Here is a 17,976-nt window from a genome sequence, read left to right on the forward strand (position 1 = left end):
ACGACCGTCGGCCCGTACCGAAACCGTCGGGGGCCCGACACCACCCTCCTGGCGCCTCCCGGCACCGTCCTTCCCGCGCCGCCACCGGGGCGGCGGGGTCAGGAGCCGTCGATGAGCCGCTGGATGCCGGGCGCGTACAGGTCCGCCAGCCGGTCGGCGCCGGTGCGGGCACCCGCGCCGTCCGGCCGGTGCAGGCTCAGCGTGGCGCCCAGCCCCAGCAGCTGGCCGGCGATCAGTTCGGCCCGCAGCTGTGCGTCGGGGCCGGTCAGGGACGCGGCCAGCCGGTCGGTGACCTGCTCGCGGAAACGTGCCCGCAGCAGGGTGCGCTCGTCCTCGATGCCCAGGGAGAACACGACCCGCAGCAGCGGGTCGCCTCGGAACCGGTCCCGCAGCTCGACCATGGTCAGGACCAGGTGCCGGCCGAGCGCGGCCGGCGGGGCGGCGAACAGTTCGTCGGCGGCCGTCCGGAAGTCGGCGACCGTGTTGAACAGGGCCTCCTTGCTCCCGAACCGCTTCACGATCAGGGACGGGCTCACCCCCGCGGCGGCGGCGATGCCGCGCATGGTGACCTCGGCGTACGGCCGCAGCGTGAACGCCCGGCGCGCGGCCCGCACGATGGCGTCGCGTCCGGTCTCGGCGACCGACGCCCCGTCGGCCGTGGCCGACCCGGCCGGGGTGGATTCGTCGGTGGTGCTCATGCGCTCTCCCGGGCGGCGGTCACGGACGCTGTCACCGTGACCGTACCGCCCCGCTCGCCGGTGCCCCGCGGGGCGTCGGCTCCCGGCCGGTCCGACGGCAGGAACAGGGTGGCGACGAGGGCGGCCAGCGCCGCTCCGGCGGCGATCAGGAAGATCAACAGGTAGGCGTGCAGGGTCGGGGCGGTACGGCCGCCGGCCACGAAGGTCACGTGGGCCAGCACGGCGGCGACCACGACACTGCAACAGGCCTGGCCGACCGAACGCATCAGGGTGTTCAGCCCGTTCGCGGCGGCCGTCTCGCTCACCGGCACGGCCCGCATGACGAGGGCGGGCAGCGCCGAGTAGGCGATCGCGGTCCCGGAGGCCACCACGGTGGCCCCGGCCACGATCAGCCAGAGGCTGTGGCTGGTGAAGAACCGGAGCACGTAGCCGACCGCCATGACGACGGCGGCGATCACGAGCGCGGTACGGGGCCCGTACGCGGCGGAGATCCGTGCGGAGACGGGGGAGAGGGCGACCATGGCGAGGCCGCCGGGCAGCAGGCACAGGCCGCTGACCACGAGGGAGGCGCCTAGCCCGTACCCCGTGCTGGTGGGTTCCTGCACCAACTGGCCGGTGACCAGGGAGTTCGCGTAGAAGGCGAAGCCGATCAGCAGGGCCGCGACATTGGTCAGCAGGACGGCGGGCCGTGCGGAGACCCGCAGGTCCACCATCGGGGAGCGGGTGCGCAGTTCGAACCGGCCCCAGAGCAGGCCCACCACCAGGGACCCGCCGAGCAGGCCGAGCGTGCGCGCGGAGCTCCAGCCCCAGTCGGCGCCCTGGGTGATCGCGAGCAGCAGTCCGACGAGGAAGGCCGCCAGACCGAGGGTCCCCGGCAGGTCGAAGCGTCCGCGGGAGCGCACGGGGGACTCCGGGACGATCAGGAGCACCAGGAGCAGATCGAGCAGACCGAGGGCGGCCGACGCCCAGAACATGGTGTGCCAGTCGAAGTTCTCCATGACCACCGCGGCCACCGGCAGGCCGATCGCCGCACCGATGCCGAGGGTCGAGCTCATCAGCGCGATCGAGGGAAGCACCCGCTCGGCGGGGAGCTCGTCGCGGAGGATGCTGATGCCCAGGGGGATCACCGCGAGGGCCGCGCCCTGCAGGGCCCGGCCGGTGATCAGGACGCCGATGTCGGAGCTGACCGCGCACAGGACGGAACCGAGGGTGAGCACGCCCAGCGAGGCCAGCAGGACGCGCCGCTTCCCGTACATGTCACCGACGCGGCCGAGCACGGGGGTGAAGACCGCGCCGGTGAGGAGGGTGATGGTGACCAGCCAGCCCGCGGCGCCGGGACTCGCCCCCGTCAGCTCGGGGACGTGCGGCAGGAGCGGGACCACGAGGGTCTGCATGACGGCGACGACCATGCCACAGAAGGCGAGGACGGGGACGACGAACCGGGAGTGGGCGGAGGCCGGACCGGGGGCGGGTATCGCGGAGGGCATGCTGCTCCAGACGGGTGGCGAGAGCGGGCGCCGGGTGAGTGCACAGCTGTTCACCCCATGGGTAAACGACTGTACACCCCAGGGTGAACGATTGTGCACCCCCTCGGGTGGCCGGCTCCGCCCTCCCGTCAGACCGCGGTGTCGGCGGGTTCGGCCGGCTCGGCCGGGCGGCAGTAGCGGCGGATCAGGTCCGGGTGCCCCGGGAAGCGCCGCAGCAGGTCGTCGACCCGGCCGAGGGTCATGTCGGCGAAGTCGAATCCGGGCGCGACGGCCTCACTGATCAGGCCGTGGTCCCCGGCGGTGAGGTGCGAGGCCTTCCAGACGCCCCCCGGGACCGCCAGCGTGAGGACGTGCCCCCGGCCCGGGTCCTGGCCGAGGACGGCGGTGGTGTGCCGGCCGTCCGGGTGCAGCAGGTGGTAGGTGACCGGATCGCCGTGGTGGTGGAAGTGCAGGATGTCGGAGCGGTTGAGGTGCCAGTGCCCGATCGGCGACCAGTGGGTGAGCAGGTAGTGGATGGACGTCATCGTGTAGCGGTCGCCCTGCGGTGTCCGGATCGGGGGGCGGTGGTCGGCCTGGAAGGTCCGCCTGAAGTAGCCGCCCTCCACGTGCGGCTCCAGGCCGAGGGCGTCGATCCAATCGTGTGCCGTGGGCACGGTGTCCTCCTCTGGTCGGGTGTCTGACCGGACCGGCGTGCGGCCCACGGCGTGCGGCCGTCGGATTCACGATAATGGATTCGAATCGAGGATGAACCGAGCGTTCCCCGCGCTCTCCCGGTCCAGAGGAATTCGAGAAGAGATCCAGCGATATTGCGGTGGGAATTTCCCTTCCGCCCGTATTCTCGGTCCTGTGCTCGATGCCCATCTTCCCCTGCAGGGTATTCGATCCAGCACCGTCGAATTTATCTGAGGGACGGCGTCCGACCGTATTCCGGACACCGCGTTCTCAATTCACGGCGACATCGAACGTGTGGTGCGGCGGACGGCTGCCGCCAGGTGGAACGGATGTAATTCGAATGGAACGGGAAACGAATACCCTGACCGTCAGACGGCCCGAACGCCACCCGGCACCGCAGGCCGACGGACCGGTCTCCTTCGCGGCGACCACGGTCGAGGTGACCGCCGCCCCGGAGGACGGCCCCCACCTCCTGCACCGCGCGGCCCGGCGCCTGTGCGAGGCCGCCGGCCCGGGAGCCGTGCCCGTCCCTGCCGGGGGTGAACTCACGGCACGCCTCGGACCGGGGCTGCAGGCGTCGATGTTCGTCTCCACCGAGATGCGCGGCGCCGGTGCGGGACCGTCCCTGCTGCGCCTGAACCTCCGCCTCTCGGGCCGCGGCGCGGCACCGTCGACGGCCTCTCTCGACCACTGGGCCGAGATCTGGCACCGCCAGGCCCTCTCCGCACCCGAAGTGGAGCGCGTCGCGGGCGAGCTGCCCCTGATGAGTGCCGCCGTCGGGCGCCTGCGCCACGGGAAGCCCCTCGCGGGCTTCGCGGTACTGGTCACCGGGCACTTCCTGACCGACCTCGTCCACCTCGTCGGCTGCCTCGCCGAGCTCGGAGCCCCGCTGGAGGCGATGACGGTCCTGCGCAAGGACTACGCCTACCAGTGGCGCCACCGGGTCCACGGCCACCTCGTCGATCAGGGCGTACGGGTCGTCGACGCCACCGACCCCCGGGCCGTCGAGGAGCACACGGACCGCGCCCGCCGGCTCGGCCTGCGCTGCCTCGCCCTGGACGACGGCGGCTACGTCGCACCGGCGCTGCTGGACCGGGCCCGCGAAGGATCCCCGACGTCCGCCGGAGCGGGAGTCGGCGCCGGCGGCGGCCGGGCGGCGGACTGGGCGGGAGTGGTGGAACAGACCATGTCCGGGATCTACAAGCTCCGGGGCCGCGAGCGGGAGCTGCCCTTCCCGGTGTTCTCGGTCGCCCAGTCCCGACTCAAGGGGCGCATCGAGTCGTACTGGATCGCCGAGAAGGCCGTCACCACGGCCCTGGAGCTGCTGCCCGTCCTGAAGATGGAGGGACAGCCCGCGCTGGTCATCGGCTACGGCAACGTGGGCTCACAGATCGCCTCCCTCCTCACCCAGCGCCGCATGCGGGTCGCCGTCCACGACGCCGACATCCTCCACCTCATCGACGCCCACGAGAGCGGCTACGTCACGGACCGCGACCTGGCCACCCTGCTGGAACGGCACGAGCCCCTGCTGGTCTTCGGCGTCACCGGCCGCACCAGCATGTCGACCCGGGAGTTCGAAGCCCTCCGGCGCCCCGCCTACCTCGCGAGCGTCAGCAGCCGCGACATCGAATTCGACCTCCCCGCACTCGACGCCCTGGCGGCCCGGAACCCGGCGGCCCGCTCCGTCGCCGGCCCCTCGTCCCGTACCCACACGCTCCCCGGCGGCGTGGACGTCACCGTGCTGGCGGGCGGCCGACCGGTCAACTTCCACGAGACGGACAGCATCAGCAACCTCCACTCCGACCTCGTCTACGCCGGCATGCTCACCGGAGCCTGCGCCGTCGCCACCCGGCAGGCCCCACCCGGGCTGGACCGCTCCTGGGCCGATGCCGTCCTGGAGGAATCCGGCCTCCTCCAGGACTACTACGAGCGCTACGGCCCCACCGCCACGGCCCGCCCGGCCCCCTGGCCGGCGTCAGGCCGCCGCTGACCCACCCCACCGCCGAAACCGACGGGCGGGCGCCCGCATCCGGCCGCCCGGTACGGCCGCCCGCCGCACGGTACGGCCGCCCGCCGCACGGGCGGCCCCCGGGCCCCGGGACGGCCGGGCGGGTGACGCGGCGGCAGGTCCTCCGCGCCCGCGCGCGGGAGACGGCTACAACCGTCCTGTGATCCCCTTCCGTTCGCACGCACACGGCGTCCGGCCCCGCCGGAACCGCCGAAGGACCGTTCCGACGGCGGCAGTAGGGGCGCTCTGCCTGGCCGACTGCCTGTCCGTCTTCCTGTCCGCGGCGTCGTTCCGGCCGCCGGCCGGGGCCGACGACCCCTGCCCGGACGACGCCGGGAAACCGCTGGTCCTCTCGAACGAGCAGTACGCGCAGTGTTTCGGCGGGCCGCCCGCCCGGGTGTGAGGCGTCCCGGCCCGCGCGGAGCCGGTCGCACGGCCCTTCGGAACACCCGCCCGTCGGACGGTGCTCCGGGCCGTTCACCGAACCCCCGATCACGGCCCGGCTTGAGGGCTGGCCCCATCGGCGTAGCGTGAAAAGAGACGCCCGGGACCCCGGCGGTCGGCGCCGGTGTGCGCGCGGGTGCTGCGAGGAGCGTCGGCCATGGCAAAGATTTCCCTGGACCAGCTGCGCGAACGGGTGCGCGGCGCGGTCGTGACACCCCAGGACGCGGCCTACGACGAGGCGCGCACGGTCTACAACGCCATGATCGACCGGAAGCCGGCGGTCGTCGTGCGTTGCGCGGGCGCCGCCGACGTCATGGCGACGGTCGATTTCGCCCGGGAGAACGGGCTGGACCTCGCGGTGCGCGGCGGCAGTCACAGCGTGCCCGGCTTCGGCACCTGCGACGACGGCGTCGTCGCCGACCTGTCCGGGATGCGGGGAGTCCGCGTCGACCCGGGCGACCGGACGGCGCGCGCCGAGGGCGGTGCGACCTGGGGCGACTTCAACGCGGCCACGCACGTCTTCGGCCTGGCGACGACCGGCGGGATCATATCCACCACCGGTGTCGGCGGTCTCACCCTGGGTGGCGGCATCGGCTACCTCTGCCGCGGGCAGGGCCTGAGCTGCGACAACCTGATCTCCGCGGACGTGGTGACCGCCGACGGCCGGCTGGTGGTCGCCAGTGAGGACGAGAACGAGGACCTCTACTGGGCGCTGCGCGGCGGGGGAGGGAACTTCGGGGCGGTGACCTCGCTCGAATTCCGGCTGGCCCCGGTGCAGGACGTCTACGGCGGGCCCATGCTCTTCGAACTGGCCGACGCCGGCGCCGTCCTGCGCGGGTACCGCGAGCTCATCGCCGACGCACCACGGCAGCTGGGCGGCTTCCCCGCCTTCCAGATCGCCCCGCCCCTGCCCTTCATCCCCGAGGACCGGCACGGGGACGCCTTCATCCTGATCGTGTCCTGCTGGGCCGGCCCGATCGCGGAGGGCGAGCGCGCCGTGCAGCAGTTCCGCGAGTTCGCACCCGTGGTCGCCGAGCACGTCGGGCCGATGCCCTATCCCGCGTTGAACAGTGCCTTCGACGCGCTGGTGCCGCCCGGGCTCCAGCACTACTGGAAGGCCAACTTCGTCACCGAGCTCACCGACGCCGCGATCGAGGCCCACTTGGTCCACGGTCCCCGGGTCCCGGTGGTGAACTCGACCGTCCACATCTACCCGATCAACGGCGCCTGCCACGACGTCCCGCAGGACGCCACGGCCTTCGCCTACCGGGACGCGTCGTTCGCCACGGTCATCGCCGGCATGTGGCCCGACCCGGCCGACAACGAGGCCAACACCGCCTGGGTGCGCGACTACTACGAGGCGACCGCTCCTCACTCCGAAGAGGGCGGCTACGTCAACTTCATGGCCGACGACGACCAGAACCGGGTCCGGGCCAACTACAAGGGGAACTACGACCGGCTCGTGGAGGCCAAGCGGGCCTACGACCCGGACAACCTGTTCCACCTGAACCAGAACATCAAGCCGTAGGCCGTCCCTTCGGGTCCCTGCCCCACGCCTCGTCGTCCCACACGGGCTCCTGCCGGTTCAACCGGCAGGAGCCCGGATCGTCGGCTCGCCGGACACGAAGATGTGCGGACCGTCTTTCGACGGTCCGCACCGTGCGGCTCGGTTCGTCAGCAGCCGCCGTCGTCCCATCCTCCTCCGCCCCAGTCGTCATCGTTGTCCCACCCACCGTGGTTGTAGCCGTGGTCGTCGTCGTCCCAACCTCCGCCGCCGTGGCTGTAGGTGACGGAGTGGGTGGGCATGGCCGCCGAGGCCGTACCCGCGGCGCCGAGCGCCGCGCCGCCGGCCATGAGGACACCGATGGCGGAGACGGCGAAGAGCCGCTTGACTCTGAGTGCTTGCATGATTTCAGAACCCTTCTCGCAGCTGTGCCACTCGTGGCGGCACGAATTCGTTCTGCCTCCTCTCGTGGAACGTGCACGGAGTTTTCCTGGGGCTGAATGAATGTGATGAGTGCGCGTCCGCCGTCAACGTGGCTTCGTCGAGCCACGGACCCCCTGCCGACACGCGATTCCCAAGCCGCGTGCACCACTGCGGGCAGAGAGCGGATCCCGCAGTTGCGGCCGTCTTCCCCCCATGCTAGTCACCTCTCCGCGACTCGTCATCTCGGGCCGCGGGCCGGCCCGACGGCGGAGCCCGGTGCCGCCGGTACCGGAACCGGCTCTCCCCGTGCGGTATACGTCTCCTGGGGTTCGCCCGATCCCCGCGAAGGAGGTGGCGGTGTGGAGCGTACGACGTGCTGCGTCGTGGGAGGCGGGCCGGCCGGGATGGTGCTGGCGCTGCTGCTGGCGAGGGCCGGGGTGGAGGTGACGGTGCTGGAGAAGCACGGCGACTTCCTGCGCGACTTCCGCGGTGACACCGTGCACCCCTCCACCCTGTCGCTCCTCGACGACATCGGCCTCGCCGAACGGTTCGCCCGACTGCCCCAGCGCCGGGTGACCTCGGTGCAGCTCCCCATCGGGCCGGACCGGTCCCTCGTCACGGTCGGGAACATCGGCGCGCTCCACGGCAAGTACAACTACATCGCGATGGTGCCCCAGTGGGACCTGCTCGACCTGCTCGCCGACGAAGCGGGCCGGGAGCCCTCCTTCCGCCTGCGCATGGACACCGAGGCGACCTCCTACCTCACGGAGCGCGGGCGGGTCACGGGCGTGCGCTACCGCACCGCGGACGGCGCCACCGGTGAGCTCAGGGCCACCCTCACCGTGGCCTGCGACGGCCGGGGCTCCCTGGCCAGAACCCTGCCCGAACTCGGCCTGGAAGACTTCCCCTGCCCCATGGACGCCTGGTGGTTCCGGCTGCCGCGCCACGAGGACGATCCCAGCGGACTCGTGGGCGGCCTGGGCGACCGGTTCTTCACCGCGCTGATCGACCGCGGCGACTACTGGCAGTGCGCGGCCCTCATCCCCAAGGGCACCGACGCCGAGCGGCGCGCGGAGGGCCTGGAGCGGTTCATGACCCGGTTCACGGCCGCGGTCCCGTGGCTGGCCGGCCGGAGCGACGCCGTCACCTCCTGGGACGAGGTGAAACTCCTCGACGTACGGCTCGACCGCCTGCGCCGCTGGCACCGGCCGGGGCTGCTGTGCATCGGCGACGCCGCCCACGCGATGTCACCCGTCTTCGGCATCGGCATCAACCTCGCCGTGCAGGACGCGGTGGCCGCGGCCCGCCACCTCGTGCGTCCGTTGCGCGAGGGCGCCGTAGGGCTCCAGGACGTGCGCCGCGTCCAACTCCGTCGCTGGCCGACCACCGTGGCGACCCAAGGCCTCCAGCGCCTCGCCCACACCCAGGTCATCGAACCGCTGCTGGCGGGCCGCACAGCGTTCGGCGATCCCCGGCGGGCCAAACGGATGACGGAGCTCGTCAGCGACTCGCGGTGGCTGAACCGCATCCCCGCCTACTTCATCGGATACGGAGCCCTGCGCGAGCGCCCCCCGAAGGAATCGCTCCGCTGAACCCAACGAAGAGAGTGAGTAAGGCTGTGATGAGCGGGCGCCGCTCGGTCGAGCGCGGGCGCCACACGTTCCCCCGATCCCGTGTGCCGCCGCTGTCGCGACGCAGGACAGAGGGAGTTCGCCGTATGCAGACCCGGTGCACGCAGACCCGCTCGGCCGATGGCCCGCGCAGACGAGCGGCGTGGGCGACGGCCCTCGTCCTGATCGCGGTCACCGCACTCCTCGGGAGCACGCCCGAGGGTGCCGCGGCGGCGCCCCCGGCCGCCGTCCCACCCGTCCCCGTCCTGTCCTGGGGCCCCTGCGAGGGGGAGGCCGGCGACGCCCCGGGCGATGGCTTCCGGTGCGCGACCGCCCGGGTGCCACTGGACTACCGCCGCCCCACCGGGCCCACGATCCCGCTCGCGGTCACCCGGCGGCTCGCACCCGACCGGACCCACCGCACGGGCGTCCTCGTGCTGCACCCCGGCGGACCCGGCAACTCCGGTGTGGACTTCGCCCGTGACAGCTACGACGCGCTCCCCGCCTCCCTGCGCGAAGCCTTCGACGTCGTCGGGTACGACATGCGCGGGGTGGGGCGCAGCGGACAGGTGGAGTGCTGGAACGACCGGGAGTACGCCGCCGCCGTCGACGCGGCACGCGGCGTCCCCGGACCCGGGGCCCTGCGGGGCGCCGTCCGCCAGGGCCTGGACTTCGCGAGCGCCTGCCGGCAACGGTCCGGTGACCTCGTACCGTTCATCGGCACCGGCTCGAACGCCGGGGACATCGACCTCCTCCGCCAGGCCCTCGGCGAGGAGGCGCTGACCTTCTACGGCCGCTCCTTCGGCAGCTACGTCGGCACCGTGTACGCGGCCCGGTTCCCCCGGCGCGTGCGCGCCATGGTCCTGGACGGGGCCTACGATCCGCGGCGCTACGCCGAAGTGCCGTACGCCTACGACGCCGCGCAGTTCGAGGCCCTCGACGCGGCGGTCGGCCGGTTCCTGGACTGGTGCGCGCGCAGCGCCACCACCTGCGGATTCGGCGAGGGAAATCCCCGACGGGCCTGGGACGCGCTCGAACGGGACCTGGACGCCCACCCCCTCGTCACCGCGAGCGGACGCCGGGCGACCGGCTACACCCTCGCCTACCGGCTGATGTTCAACATCAACGCCGGCAAGGAGATCTGGCCCCACCTGGGACAGGCCCTGGAGGCGGCGCGGACGCGCCGGCCCTCGTTCCTGCTGAACCCGCCCTCACCCGCGTCGTTCGACTTCCTCAACGCCAACCTGGCCGTCGAATGCGCCGACCGGGTCTACCCGTCCGGCCGGCCGCTCCTGGGCGCCCTGGTCGGCGCCCACGTCGCCACCGCCCCCCTGCTGGGACCCCCCATCGGCCTCGGGCCGCCCACCTACGACCACAACCACGCGCCCACCTGCGCGCAGTGGCCGGCGCGGCGCCCGAGCCGTTACGAGGGCTCCTACCGCGCCGCCGGCTCCGCCCCGATCCTGGTCCTCGGCACGACCGGTGATCCGGACACCCCGTACCGGGACGCCGTGGCCCTCGCGGGGACCCTCGACAACGGACACCTGTTGACCTTCGCCGCCGAAGGACACACCGCCTACAACCGGAGCGAGTGCGTCAGCATCCTCGTCACGGCCTACCTCGCCACCCTGGCCCTGCCCGCACGGGGCACCGTCTGCGCCGACGAGACGCCCCCGGACGCACTCGGCCGCAACAGGGCGGGCATCGAGGTCGACGAGACGCGCGACAGGATCCCCACCCCCCGTCTTTTCGATGGGCGGGCCGCTGACGCGCTGCGATGATGCCTCTGTTTCCCAGACCGGAGATCCACCCGGACGAGGCCGCGGCCCGCGGCATCCACGCACCCGTGTACGCCCGGTCCGACGGCGCGCCCGGCGCCATCGTCATCGCGTCCGGCGACACCCGCGGCCCGCGGCTGATCCCGGAGAGGGCCGGAGGCTACTGCTGCGGCCTCGACTGGGCCGACGCCGTACCGCTGTCCCGGGCGGAGGTGCTGACGGAGGGGAAGGGAACACCCCCGTTCGGGAGGCCGGCCGGTGGCCGTCCCGGACGGCCCGCCCCGGACGCGGACGCCGACATCTCGCTGCGGGCCGACCCGGGGGCGTTCAGCACGCCCTGGTGCGCCTGCCGGCCGTCCGCGGCGCAGGGCTGCGCGAGATCCTCGACAACCTGACCCACCACATGCGCGCCCGCATCTTCTGGCGGGGCCGCCGTTCACCGGTGGCCGTGGCGAGGGTGGCCGGAACCAACTCCCCTCCCTCTTCAACGTATAGCGCACCCGGGGGCTTGCGGCAAGACCCCGGTCATCCCGGAGAATCGGCGGCCGAAAGCCAATGACCTGCGGAAACGGGAGTTGCGAAGTGCGTGTGTTGTTGACGGCGTGGGGATCGCGCGGGGACGTCGAACCGCTGGCGGCACTGGCGGTGGAACTGCGGGCGCGCGGTGCGCAGGTGCGCGTGTGCGCGCCGCCCGACGAGGAGTTCGCGGCGCTGCTGGCGCGCGTCGGGGTGCCGCTGGTGCCGCTCGGCCCGACGGTGCGCTCGGTGGTGGCCGGTACGGAGCCGCCGACGGCGAAGGACGCGTTCCGGCTCGCCCCCGAGCTGGTCGCCGCGCGCTTCGACGCCCTGACCGCGGCGGCGGAGGGGTGCGACGCGCTGGTGGCGGCCGGTCTGATGCCGGCCGGCGCGCGGGACGTGGCCGAGAAGCTGGGCATCCGTTACGTGTACGCCTGCTTCCACATCTTCGGCATCCCCTCGCGGCACTTCCCGCCCGGGTCCCGGCCGGGCACGGCGTCCCCGCCGGACGAGACCGACAACCGGGTGCTGTGGGAACAGGACGCCCGGAGGGTGGACGCGCTGTACGGCGAGGCGGTGGCCCGCCATCGGGCGTCGATCGGTCTGCCACCGGTGGACAACGTCCGCGACCACGTCTTCACCGGCCGGCCGTGGCTGGCGGCGGACGCGACCCTGTGCCCCTCGCGGGGCATGACGGACCTCGACGTCGTGCAGACCGGGGCGTGGATCCTGCCCGACGGGCGTCCGCTCCCCGATGGGCTGCGGGCGTTCCTGGACGCCGGCGCGCCGCCCGTGTACGTGGGCTTCGGCAGCATGGCCGCGCACGCCCCGAAGGACATCGCCCGAGTGGCCGTCGAAGCCGTCCGCGCGCACGGCCGCCGCGTGCTCCTGGCCCGTGGCTGGGCGGACCTCGCCCCCATCGACGACGCCGACGACTGCTTCGTGGTCGGCGAGGTCAACCAGCAGGCCCTGTTCCCCCGGGTGGCGGCCGTCGTGCACCACGGGGGCGCGGGCACCACCACGGCGGCGGCGCGGGCCGGCGCGCCCCAGGTGGTGGTCCCCCGGATCGCGGACCAGCCGTACTGGGCCGAACGGGTCGCCGAGCTCGGCATCGGCTCGGCCCACCACGATCCGACTCCGACCGTCGACTCGCTGTCGGCCGCGCTGTCCACGGCCCTGGCCGCCGAGACCCGTACACGGGCGCGGGCCGTGGCCTCCACCCTCCGCGCCGACGGGGCGGCCGTGGCCGCGGGACTGCTGCTCGACGCGGCGGGCCAGGGAAGGCCGCCCACGGCCGCCTGACCCGCCCGCGGCCGCCTGACCCGCCCGCGCCCGCCGGGCAGGGCGGCGGCCCCCACCCGTCGTCGAACGCGGGTTAACCGGGGAGTGCTCCCCGCTTCGTGGTACTGTCCCCACATGAAGCGGGGAGTTCTCCCCGTTTACCGACACGGAGGAACTGCCATGCCCGCCCCGACGCTTGAGGAACTCGCTCCCGCCGGAGTCGACGTCATCGCCGACCCGTACCCGGCCTACGCCGCACTGCGCGAGAAGGGCCACGTCCACCGCATCCACGTGCCCGGGACCGGTGACGTGTGGCTCGTCCTCGGACGCGACGAGGTGCGGGCCGCGCTGACGGACCCCCGCCTGCGCAACGACATACGGCACTCCTCGTCATGGGAGAGCGACGGCGGCAACGCCATCGGTCTGAACATGCTGCAGGTCGACGCCCCCCAGCACACCCGCCTGCGGTCCCTGGTCGCACGCGAGTTCACCGCCGGCCGGATCGACGCGCTGCGGCCGCGCGTCCGGCAGATCGCCGACGGGCTCCTCGACGCCCTCCCCCCGGCCGGCACCGCCGATCTGGTCGCCGGATACGCCCTCCCGCTGCCGCTCACCGTCATCTGCGAGCTGCTCGGGGTTCCCTCCGGCGACCAGCACCACTTCCACGCCTGGTCCACCGAGCTCGTGGCGCCGTCCTCACCCGCCGCGGCCGCCGCGGCCGGCGGGGAGATGGCCGCGTACTTCGCCTCGCTGATCGCCGCCAAGGCGGGTGACCCCGGGGCGGACCTGATGAGCGCCCTGGTCCGCGCCGCCGCCGAGGAGGACGGCCTCTCGCCCGAGGAACTGCTCGGGATGGCCTTCCTCCTGCTCGTCGCCGGACACGAGACCACCGTCAACCTGATCTCGGGCGGTGTCCTCAACCTGCTCCGCCACCCGGACCAGCTCGCCGCGCTGCGGGCCGACGCGAGCCTGCTCGACGGCGCCGTCGAGGAAGTGCTGCGCTACGACGGACCCGTCGCGGCGGCGGCCTTCCGGCACGCCGCCGAACCGGTGGAGATCGACGGGGTCCACATCCCCGCGGGCGACAGCCTCATGCTCTCCCTGGCCTCGGCCTCCCGCGACCCCCGGTACCACGCCGATCCCGACCGCTTCGACATCCGCCGCCCGGCCCGCGGGCACCTCGCGTTCGGCCACGGCATCCACCACTGCCTCGGCGCGCCCCTCGCCCGCGTCGAAGGCCGGATCGCCCTGGAGACGCTGCTGCGCAGGATGCCGGACCTCGCCCTGGCCGGGGACCCCGATTCCCCGGAGCGCCGCTCCAACGCCATGCTCCGGGGCGTCGCCTCGCTGCCGGTGCGCTGGTCGCGGCGGCTCGATGCGTGACGCTCCGCCCGGTGGCGCTAGCATCCGTACCGGACAGCGATCCCCGGTACATGCGTACGCGCCGCCGGCGAAACGAGGAGTGGACATGACACCGGGCACCCGACGGCCCGCGCCGGTACGGCGCGACGCACTGCGCAACCGCGAGCTGCTCCTGGCCGCCGCGCGCAAGGCCTTCGCCGCGGAGGGCCTGGAGATCCCCCTCGACGAGATCGCCCGCCGGGCAGGCGTCGGCAACGCCACGCTGTACCGCAACTTCCCCACCCGCGCCGCCCTGATCGACGCGGTGTTCCAGGACGCCCTGCTGGACACCATCGCGGCCGGAGACGAGGCGCGGCGCGCGGCGGACCCGTGGGCCGGGCTGGCCGGCTACCTGGAGGCGGTCTTCACCGTACTGGCCACCGACCGCGGTGCGAACGACCTGATGACCACTGCCATCGAGGGCGTGACCTCCCTCGATTCCGTCCACGCCCACAACCACGAAACCATCACCCTGCTGGTGGACGGCGCCCAACGGGCCGGTGCCATGCGCCCCGACGTCACCGTCGAGGACGTGCTCCTGGGCCTGGCCACGCTCGGACGCTCCGTTCCCTCCCTCGCCGTCGCGGGACCTCCGCACGCATGGCGCCGGCAACTGGCGCTGTTCCTCGACGGCCTGCGGGCCGGGGAGCGCCCCACGGCGGAACTGCCCGCCCCGGGCATGACCGCGCAGGACCTGGCGGCCGTCCTCCTCGACCTCGGCCCGCACCGCCAGGGCTGAGGGGGAGGACCCGGGAGGGGGACGGGAGGCGGTGGGTGTGCCGGACGGCCAGGCGTTCGAGGGGGTGGACCATCCGGGCATGATCCCAGAGCCGCACGGGGCGCACCTACCCGTTTTCGAACGCGCCCGTGCATTGGAGTGGCCCGCGGCGCGGCCGGTGGCGTGGCTTCCGCCCGGCCCGCGGCGGCTGCCTAGGGTCGTCCCGACCCGGCCGGTCCGACACGTGGCCGGCCCCTTCGGAACAGGTGGGTGAAACGTGGCACGCGTCACGGCCGAGTCGCACGTCCCCGAACCCCAGGCGCCCGCCGGCCGCACCCGGAGGCGGCTGACCCGCCGTCTGGCCGCCTTCGCCGGAGCGCTGCTCCTGTGCGCGCTGCCCGCGCGAGCGGCCGGTGCCGACCGGCTCCACGACGTGGGCCCGCACACCGGCCCGCCGCTGTACGTGTCCGACTACGGCAACAACCGCGTGGTCACGCTGCCCACCGACGGGGGCGGCCAGACCACCCTCCCCCTGGACGGTCTGGTACGCCCGACAGGGCTGGCCTGGGACCGCACGGGCAGCCTCTACGTCTCCGACACCGGGAACAACCGGGTGGTGCGGTCGGCCCCGGACGGCAGCGGCCAGTCCACCGTGCCCACCGAGGGCCTCTCGCGCCCCCTGGGCCTGGCCGTCGACTCCGCCGGCGACCTCTACGTCGCCGACAGCTTCAACGACCGCGTGGTGAAGGTGCCGGCCGACGGCAGCGGCCAGACCACCGTTCCCACCACCGGGCTGCTGCACCCCTGGGGGCTGGCCCTGGAACCCGACGGGGACCTGTACGTCTCCGACTTCGTCAACGACCGCGTGGTGAGGGTGCCCGCCGACGGGAGCGGGCAGTCCACCGTCCCCACCAGCGGCCTCTCGCAGCCCACCGGTCTCGCCCTGAGCGCCGCGGGCGACCTCTACGTCTCCGACAGCGGCAACGACCGCGTGGTGCGGATCGCGGCGGGAACCGGCGAGCAGACCACGGTCCCCACCACCGGCCTGAGCAGCCCGCTCGGCCTCGCCCTCGACCACCACGGCGCCCTCTACGTCGCCGATGCCTTCAACAACCGGGTCGTCCGCGTCCGCCTCTCCGATGGCGTCCAGACCACCGTGGACTCCACCGGCCTGGCCACCCCGACGGGCCTCGCCTTCCCTCCGCGTTCCGCCCGGCCGGCGCGGTAGTGCCGGTCACCCGGGGCGGCGGAGTCCGTTCCGGGTGACCGGGCCGACGCGGGCGTCCCCGAACGGTCCTTCGCACCGCCGTACTTCCGTACTTCCGTACGGCGGTACCGGGACGCCGGCCCCGGCCCTGTGGGTGGATCCCCCTGGGGCACCTCCCTCCGTCGGCCCGACGACCTGATGTCATAGCCTCCAGGTGCCCGGCCACAGGCCCCGTCGTCGACGCCCACGTGCCCTCGCGCCCGCAACGGCGCCGAGCGGGACCGGGCGACCGGGCGGGAGCACAGCCGGGCTGTCGGGCGTTGGAGCGTGGGAGGAGCGGTCTCGTTGGACACACCGCGCCACCCGAGGGAAGAGGAGGATCCGATGAGCACGGCCGACGAGGGACGGCAGTGGCCGGACGAGGCCAGTGTCGACAACGCGCGGACGACGCTGCTGCAGCTCCTCGCGCGGGCGGGGGTCCCTTCCGGTGACGCGCGGGAACTGATCGGGCTGGTGGAGGCGGGCGCCCTCGCCCTGGCCTACGAGGAACTGAGCGGCAGCGGCCGCGAGGCTCCGGGGGACAAGGGCGAGGAGTACGCGACGGGCTGGCTCGACGGCGCCGGGGACGCGCTGGAGGAACTCGGCGCCGTCGCCGAGCGGACGCTCCAACGGGTCGTCGGCCCGGACGGGCAACAGGGCCCGGCGGGGGAGCGCCCGCGGGCCGGGCGCATGGAGGTGGAACGGGCACGGGTCGCGCTCACGCCCCTGTACCTGTCGTTCACGGCGGTCTCGGAACTGGACCCGGAGGTGACCGAGGAGGTGCTCGCCGCCGTCCTCGCCACGATGACGGTCCGCCAGCGGGCCGGCTACGCCGGGCGCCTCACGCGGTTCGCCGCGGCCCACCGGCCCCGACTGGAGCGGATGTTCGCGGCGTTCGGACCGGGCAGCGCCATCACGGTGCACGGCCGCTACTCGCTCCTCCACTCCGCCACGAGCCTCGCGGTGCTGGAGCGGCTCGCGACCGTACCCGGGGAACTGCGTGAGGAGTGGGACGCGGCGGAGCTGCCCCCCGCGTGGCTCGACGGGCTGACCACCGCCTGGAACGGCCCGGCATGACCGCGGGCCGGTCGCAGCCGGGCGGGGCGGACGCGCACCCTCCCGGCCGGCCGGAGTGACGGAGCCGACCGGATTCGAACCGGCGTCCTCGCGGTTTTGGAGACCGCGCGCGACGACCTCTGCGCTACGGCCCCGTCCGTCCGGCATCGTAAGCCACTGCGGGACCCGCCCCTCCGGCGCCGCCGAGGAGGGCGGGTCGCGAGGCCGCCCGGCGGACCCGCACCGCCACTGCCGCCTCCCCGACGGTGCCGAGCCCGCGCGTCACCTGCCGTACAGGAAGAAGCGGGCGGGGACGAAGACCTCGTGGCCCGTCGGGAAACGGACACGCACCCCGTCCTGCGTCCACGTGGTGGATTCGATTCCGTCCTTCCCCAGAGCGGTGTCGACGTCCACCCAGTGCCCGTAGGTCCCGACGGATTCCCTGCCGATCACCATCCGGTAGGAGTGCCGCCCGGACAGGGTGTGGCTGTGCACGAGTGCCAGCGAGTGCGGTACCCCGTCCTGGTAGACCACTGCCGAGGGAGCGCTGCTGCGGTACGTCACCTCGGTCCGCGGCCACCACAGGAACGTCATGACGGCGGCGGCCAGCACGACACCGGCCACGCCGCCCAGCAGCGCCATGCCGATCGCGGCCCTGTGGCGGCGCCCTGCGGTCGGATCGGGTCGGTGTGCGGCGAGCGTGTCGATGGTGCCCCTCCAGGGTCGGTGTCCTCCCGGACCGGCTGACCGGGGACGGCTCTGCGGGTAGGACGCGCAGCCGGGCCGATCGGTTGTGGTGGCGGGGGCGGGGCGGCCCCTGCCGGTTCGCCGCCACGCCGCCACGCCGCCACGCCGCCACGCAAAGGGTCGCGCATGGTGACACCGGGTGAGGTTCGGGGGCTCCGGCGGTGAGCCGTCCCATAGGACCCAGGTCACATACGAAGCGGCGTCGTAGTCGCCCGAGGCCCGTGCGCACCCTCAGGGACCGGCTCCCGGCCGGGGTGGCGGAGGGGGACGGCGGGGCCCCTCCTGCGAGGGTGTGTAGTAGGCGGGGTCTTTGCCAGGCGGTCGGGGCGTCGGTAGAACTGGATGGGTCGCCGGGCGGCACGGGTGCTTCACCCGCCGCCCAGGATC

The 17,976-nt window shown here is 73.6% G+C and carries 16 protein-coding genes and 1 tRNA gene; 11 read left to right on the forward strand and 6 right to left on the reverse strand.

Features of this window, described 5'->3' with window-relative positions:
* Positions 1-98: 98 nt before the first annotated feature.
* The 3 genes from ACZ5D2_RS33680 to ACZ5D2_RS33690 form a co-directional block, all read right to left on the reverse strand.
* A complete protein-coding gene (locus ACZ5D2_RS33680; RefSeq protein WP_371680676.1) occupies positions 99-698 on the reverse strand; it encodes a TetR/AcrR family transcriptional regulator in 600 nt (199 codons plus the stop codon).
* A complete protein-coding gene (locus tag ACZ5D2_RS33685) occupies positions 695-2,185 on the reverse strand; it encodes an MFS transporter (RefSeq protein ID WP_468934724.1) in 1,491 nt (496 codons plus the stop codon). Before ACZ5D2_RS33685 ends, ACZ5D2_RS33680 begins: the two co-directional genes overlap by 4 nt.
* Positions 2,186-2,313: 128 nt before the next feature.
* Positions 2,314-2,838, reverse strand: a complete 525-nt coding sequence (locus tag ACZ5D2_RS33690) for a cupin domain-containing protein (RefSeq protein WP_371680678.1) — start codon at positions 2,836-2,838, stop codon at positions 2,314-2,316.
* Between the two features lie 359 nt (positions 2,839-3,197).
* Between ACZ5D2_RS33690 and ACZ5D2_RS33695 the strand changes: the two genes are divergently transcribed.
* The 3 genes from ACZ5D2_RS33695 to ACZ5D2_RS33705 all read left to right on the forward strand — a co-directional run bounded on the left by ACZ5D2_RS33695 (position 3,198) and on the right by ACZ5D2_RS33705 (position 6,837).
* A complete protein-coding gene (locus ACZ5D2_RS33695; protein ID WP_371680679.1) occupies positions 3,198-4,847 on the forward strand; it encodes a Rossmann-fold NAD(P)-binding domain-containing protein in 1,650 nt (549 codons plus the stop codon).
* 178 nt (positions 4,848-5,025) lie between these two features.
* Positions 5,026-5,268: a hypothetical protein gene (locus ACZ5D2_RS33700; protein WP_468934729.1), complete on the forward strand. Its 243-nt coding sequence runs from the start codon at positions 5,026-5,028 to the stop codon at positions 5,266-5,268.
* Positions 5,269-5,466: 198 nt separating this feature from the next.
* Positions 5,467-6,837, forward strand: a complete 1,371-nt coding sequence (locus ACZ5D2_RS33705) for an FAD-binding oxidoreductase (RefSeq protein ID WP_371680681.1) — start codon at positions 5,467-5,469, stop codon at positions 6,835-6,837.
* 146 nt (positions 6,838-6,983) lie between these two features.
* On the opposite strand, the gene ACZ5D2_RS33710 is transcribed toward ACZ5D2_RS33705, so the two are convergent.
* On the reverse strand, positions 6,984-7,217 hold the full coding sequence (locus ACZ5D2_RS33710; protein WP_371680682.1) for a hypothetical protein: 234 nt from the start codon (positions 7,215-7,217) through the stop codon (positions 6,984-6,986).
* A 378-nt stretch (positions 7,218-7,595) separates the two neighbouring features.
* Here ACZ5D2_RS33710 and ACZ5D2_RS33715 point away from each other — a divergent pair, with 378 nt between their 5' ends.
* The 8 genes from ACZ5D2_RS33715 to ACZ5D2_RS33750 all read left to right on the forward strand — a co-directional run bounded on the left by ACZ5D2_RS33715 (position 7,596) and on the right by ACZ5D2_RS33750 (position 16,863).
* Positions 7,596-8,828, forward strand: a complete 1,233-nt coding sequence (locus tag ACZ5D2_RS33715) for an FAD-dependent oxidoreductase (protein WP_468934732.1) — start codon at positions 7,596-7,598, stop codon at positions 8,826-8,828.
* 125 nt (positions 8,829-8,953) lie between these two features.
* Entirely contained in the window at positions 8,954-10,627 is a 1,674-nt protein-coding gene (locus ACZ5D2_RS33720) for an alpha/beta hydrolase (RefSeq protein ID WP_468934735.1), read from the forward strand.
* Complete coding sequence (locus ACZ5D2_RS33725) at positions 10,627-11,019, forward strand: hypothetical protein (protein WP_468934738.1); 393 nt, start codon at positions 10,627-10,629, stop codon at positions 11,017-11,019. Before ACZ5D2_RS33720 ends, ACZ5D2_RS33725 begins: the two co-directional genes overlap by 1 nt.
* 187 nt (positions 11,020-11,206) lie before the next feature.
* A complete protein-coding gene (locus ACZ5D2_RS33730) occupies positions 11,207-12,442 on the forward strand; it encodes a glycosyltransferase (RefSeq protein ID WP_468934741.1) in 1,236 nt (411 codons plus the stop codon).
* Positions 12,443-12,601: 159 nt separating this feature from the next.
* Positions 12,602-13,804, forward strand: coding sequence for a cytochrome P450 family protein (locus tag ACZ5D2_RS33735; RefSeq protein WP_468934744.1), 1,203 nt, complete (start codon positions 12,602-12,604; stop codon positions 13,802-13,804).
* Positions 13,805-13,889: 85 nt separating this feature from the next.
* Positions 13,890-14,561 (forward strand): TetR/AcrR family transcriptional regulator, encoded by a 672-nt coding sequence (locus ACZ5D2_RS33740; protein ID WP_371680687.1) that lies wholly within the window; start codon positions 13,890-13,892, stop codon positions 14,559-14,561.
* Positions 14,562-14,817: 256 nt separating this feature from the next.
* Positions 14,818-15,768, forward strand: coding sequence for a virginiamycin B lyase family protein (locus ACZ5D2_RS33745; protein WP_468934747.1), 951 nt, complete (start codon positions 14,818-14,820; stop codon positions 15,766-15,768).
* A gap of 363 nt (positions 15,769-16,131) precedes the next feature.
* Positions 16,132-16,863, forward strand: a complete 732-nt coding sequence (locus ACZ5D2_RS33750) for a hypothetical protein (RefSeq protein ID WP_468934750.1) — start codon at positions 16,132-16,134, stop codon at positions 16,861-16,863.
* 59 nt (positions 16,864-16,922) lie between these two features.
* On the opposite strand, the gene ACZ5D2_RS33755 is transcribed toward ACZ5D2_RS33750, so the two are convergent.
* Positions 16,923-16,997 (reverse strand) — tRNA-Trp (locus tag ACZ5D2_RS33755).
* Positions 16,998-17,124: 127 nt separating this feature from the next.
* A complete protein-coding gene (locus tag ACZ5D2_RS33760; RefSeq protein WP_468934753.1) occupies positions 17,125-17,484 on the reverse strand; it encodes a hypothetical protein in 360 nt (119 codons plus the stop codon).
* Between the last annotated feature and the right edge of the window lie 492 nt (positions 17,485-17,976).

The sequence above is a fragment of the Streptomyces sp. NPDC031479 genome, assembly GCF_055581065.1.

Excerpts from the sequence above, each read along its gene's own strand:
- ACZ5D2_RS33680 (WP_371680676.1), bottom strand. The coding sequence starts at position 698 with ATGAGCACCACCGACGAATCCACCCCGGCCGGGTCGGCCACGGCCGAC.
- ACZ5D2_RS33685 (WP_468934724.1), bottom strand. The coding sequence starts at position 2,185 with ATGCCCTCCGCGATACCCGCCCCCGGTCCGGCCTCCGCCCACTCCCGG.
- ACZ5D2_RS33695 (WP_371680679.1), top strand. The coding sequence starts at position 3,198 with ATGGAACGGGAAACGAATACCCTGACCGTCAGACGGCCCGAACGCCAC.
- ACZ5D2_RS33705 (WP_371680681.1), top strand. The coding sequence starts at position 5,467 with ATGGCAAAGATTTCCCTGGACCAGCTGCGCGAACGGGTGCGCGGCGCG.
- ACZ5D2_RS33710 (WP_371680682.1), bottom strand. The coding sequence starts at position 7,217 with ATGCAAGCACTCAGAGTCAAGCGGCTCTTCGCCGTCTCCGCCATCGGT.
- ACZ5D2_RS33720 (WP_468934735.1), top strand. The coding sequence starts at position 8,954 with ATGCAGACCCGGTGCACGCAGACCCGCTCGGCCGATGGCCCGCGCAGA.
- ACZ5D2_RS33725 (WP_468934738.1), top strand. The coding sequence starts at position 10,627 with ATGCCTCTGTTTCCCAGACCGGAGATCCACCCGGACGAGGCCGCGGCC.
- ACZ5D2_RS33735 (WP_468934744.1), top strand. The coding sequence starts at position 12,602 with ATGCCCGCCCCGACGCTTGAGGAACTCGCTCCCGCCGGAGTCGACGTC.
- ACZ5D2_RS33740 (WP_371680687.1), top strand. The coding sequence starts at position 13,890 with ATGACACCGGGCACCCGACGGCCCGCGCCGGTACGGCGCGACGCACTG.
- ACZ5D2_RS33750 (WP_468934750.1), top strand. The coding sequence starts at position 16,132 with ATGAGCACGGCCGACGAGGGACGGCAGTGGCCGGACGAGGCCAGTGTC.
- ACZ5D2_RS33760 (WP_468934753.1), bottom strand. The coding sequence starts at position 17,484 with ATGGCGCTGCTGGGCGGCGTGGCCGGTGTCGTGCTGGCCGCCGCCGTC.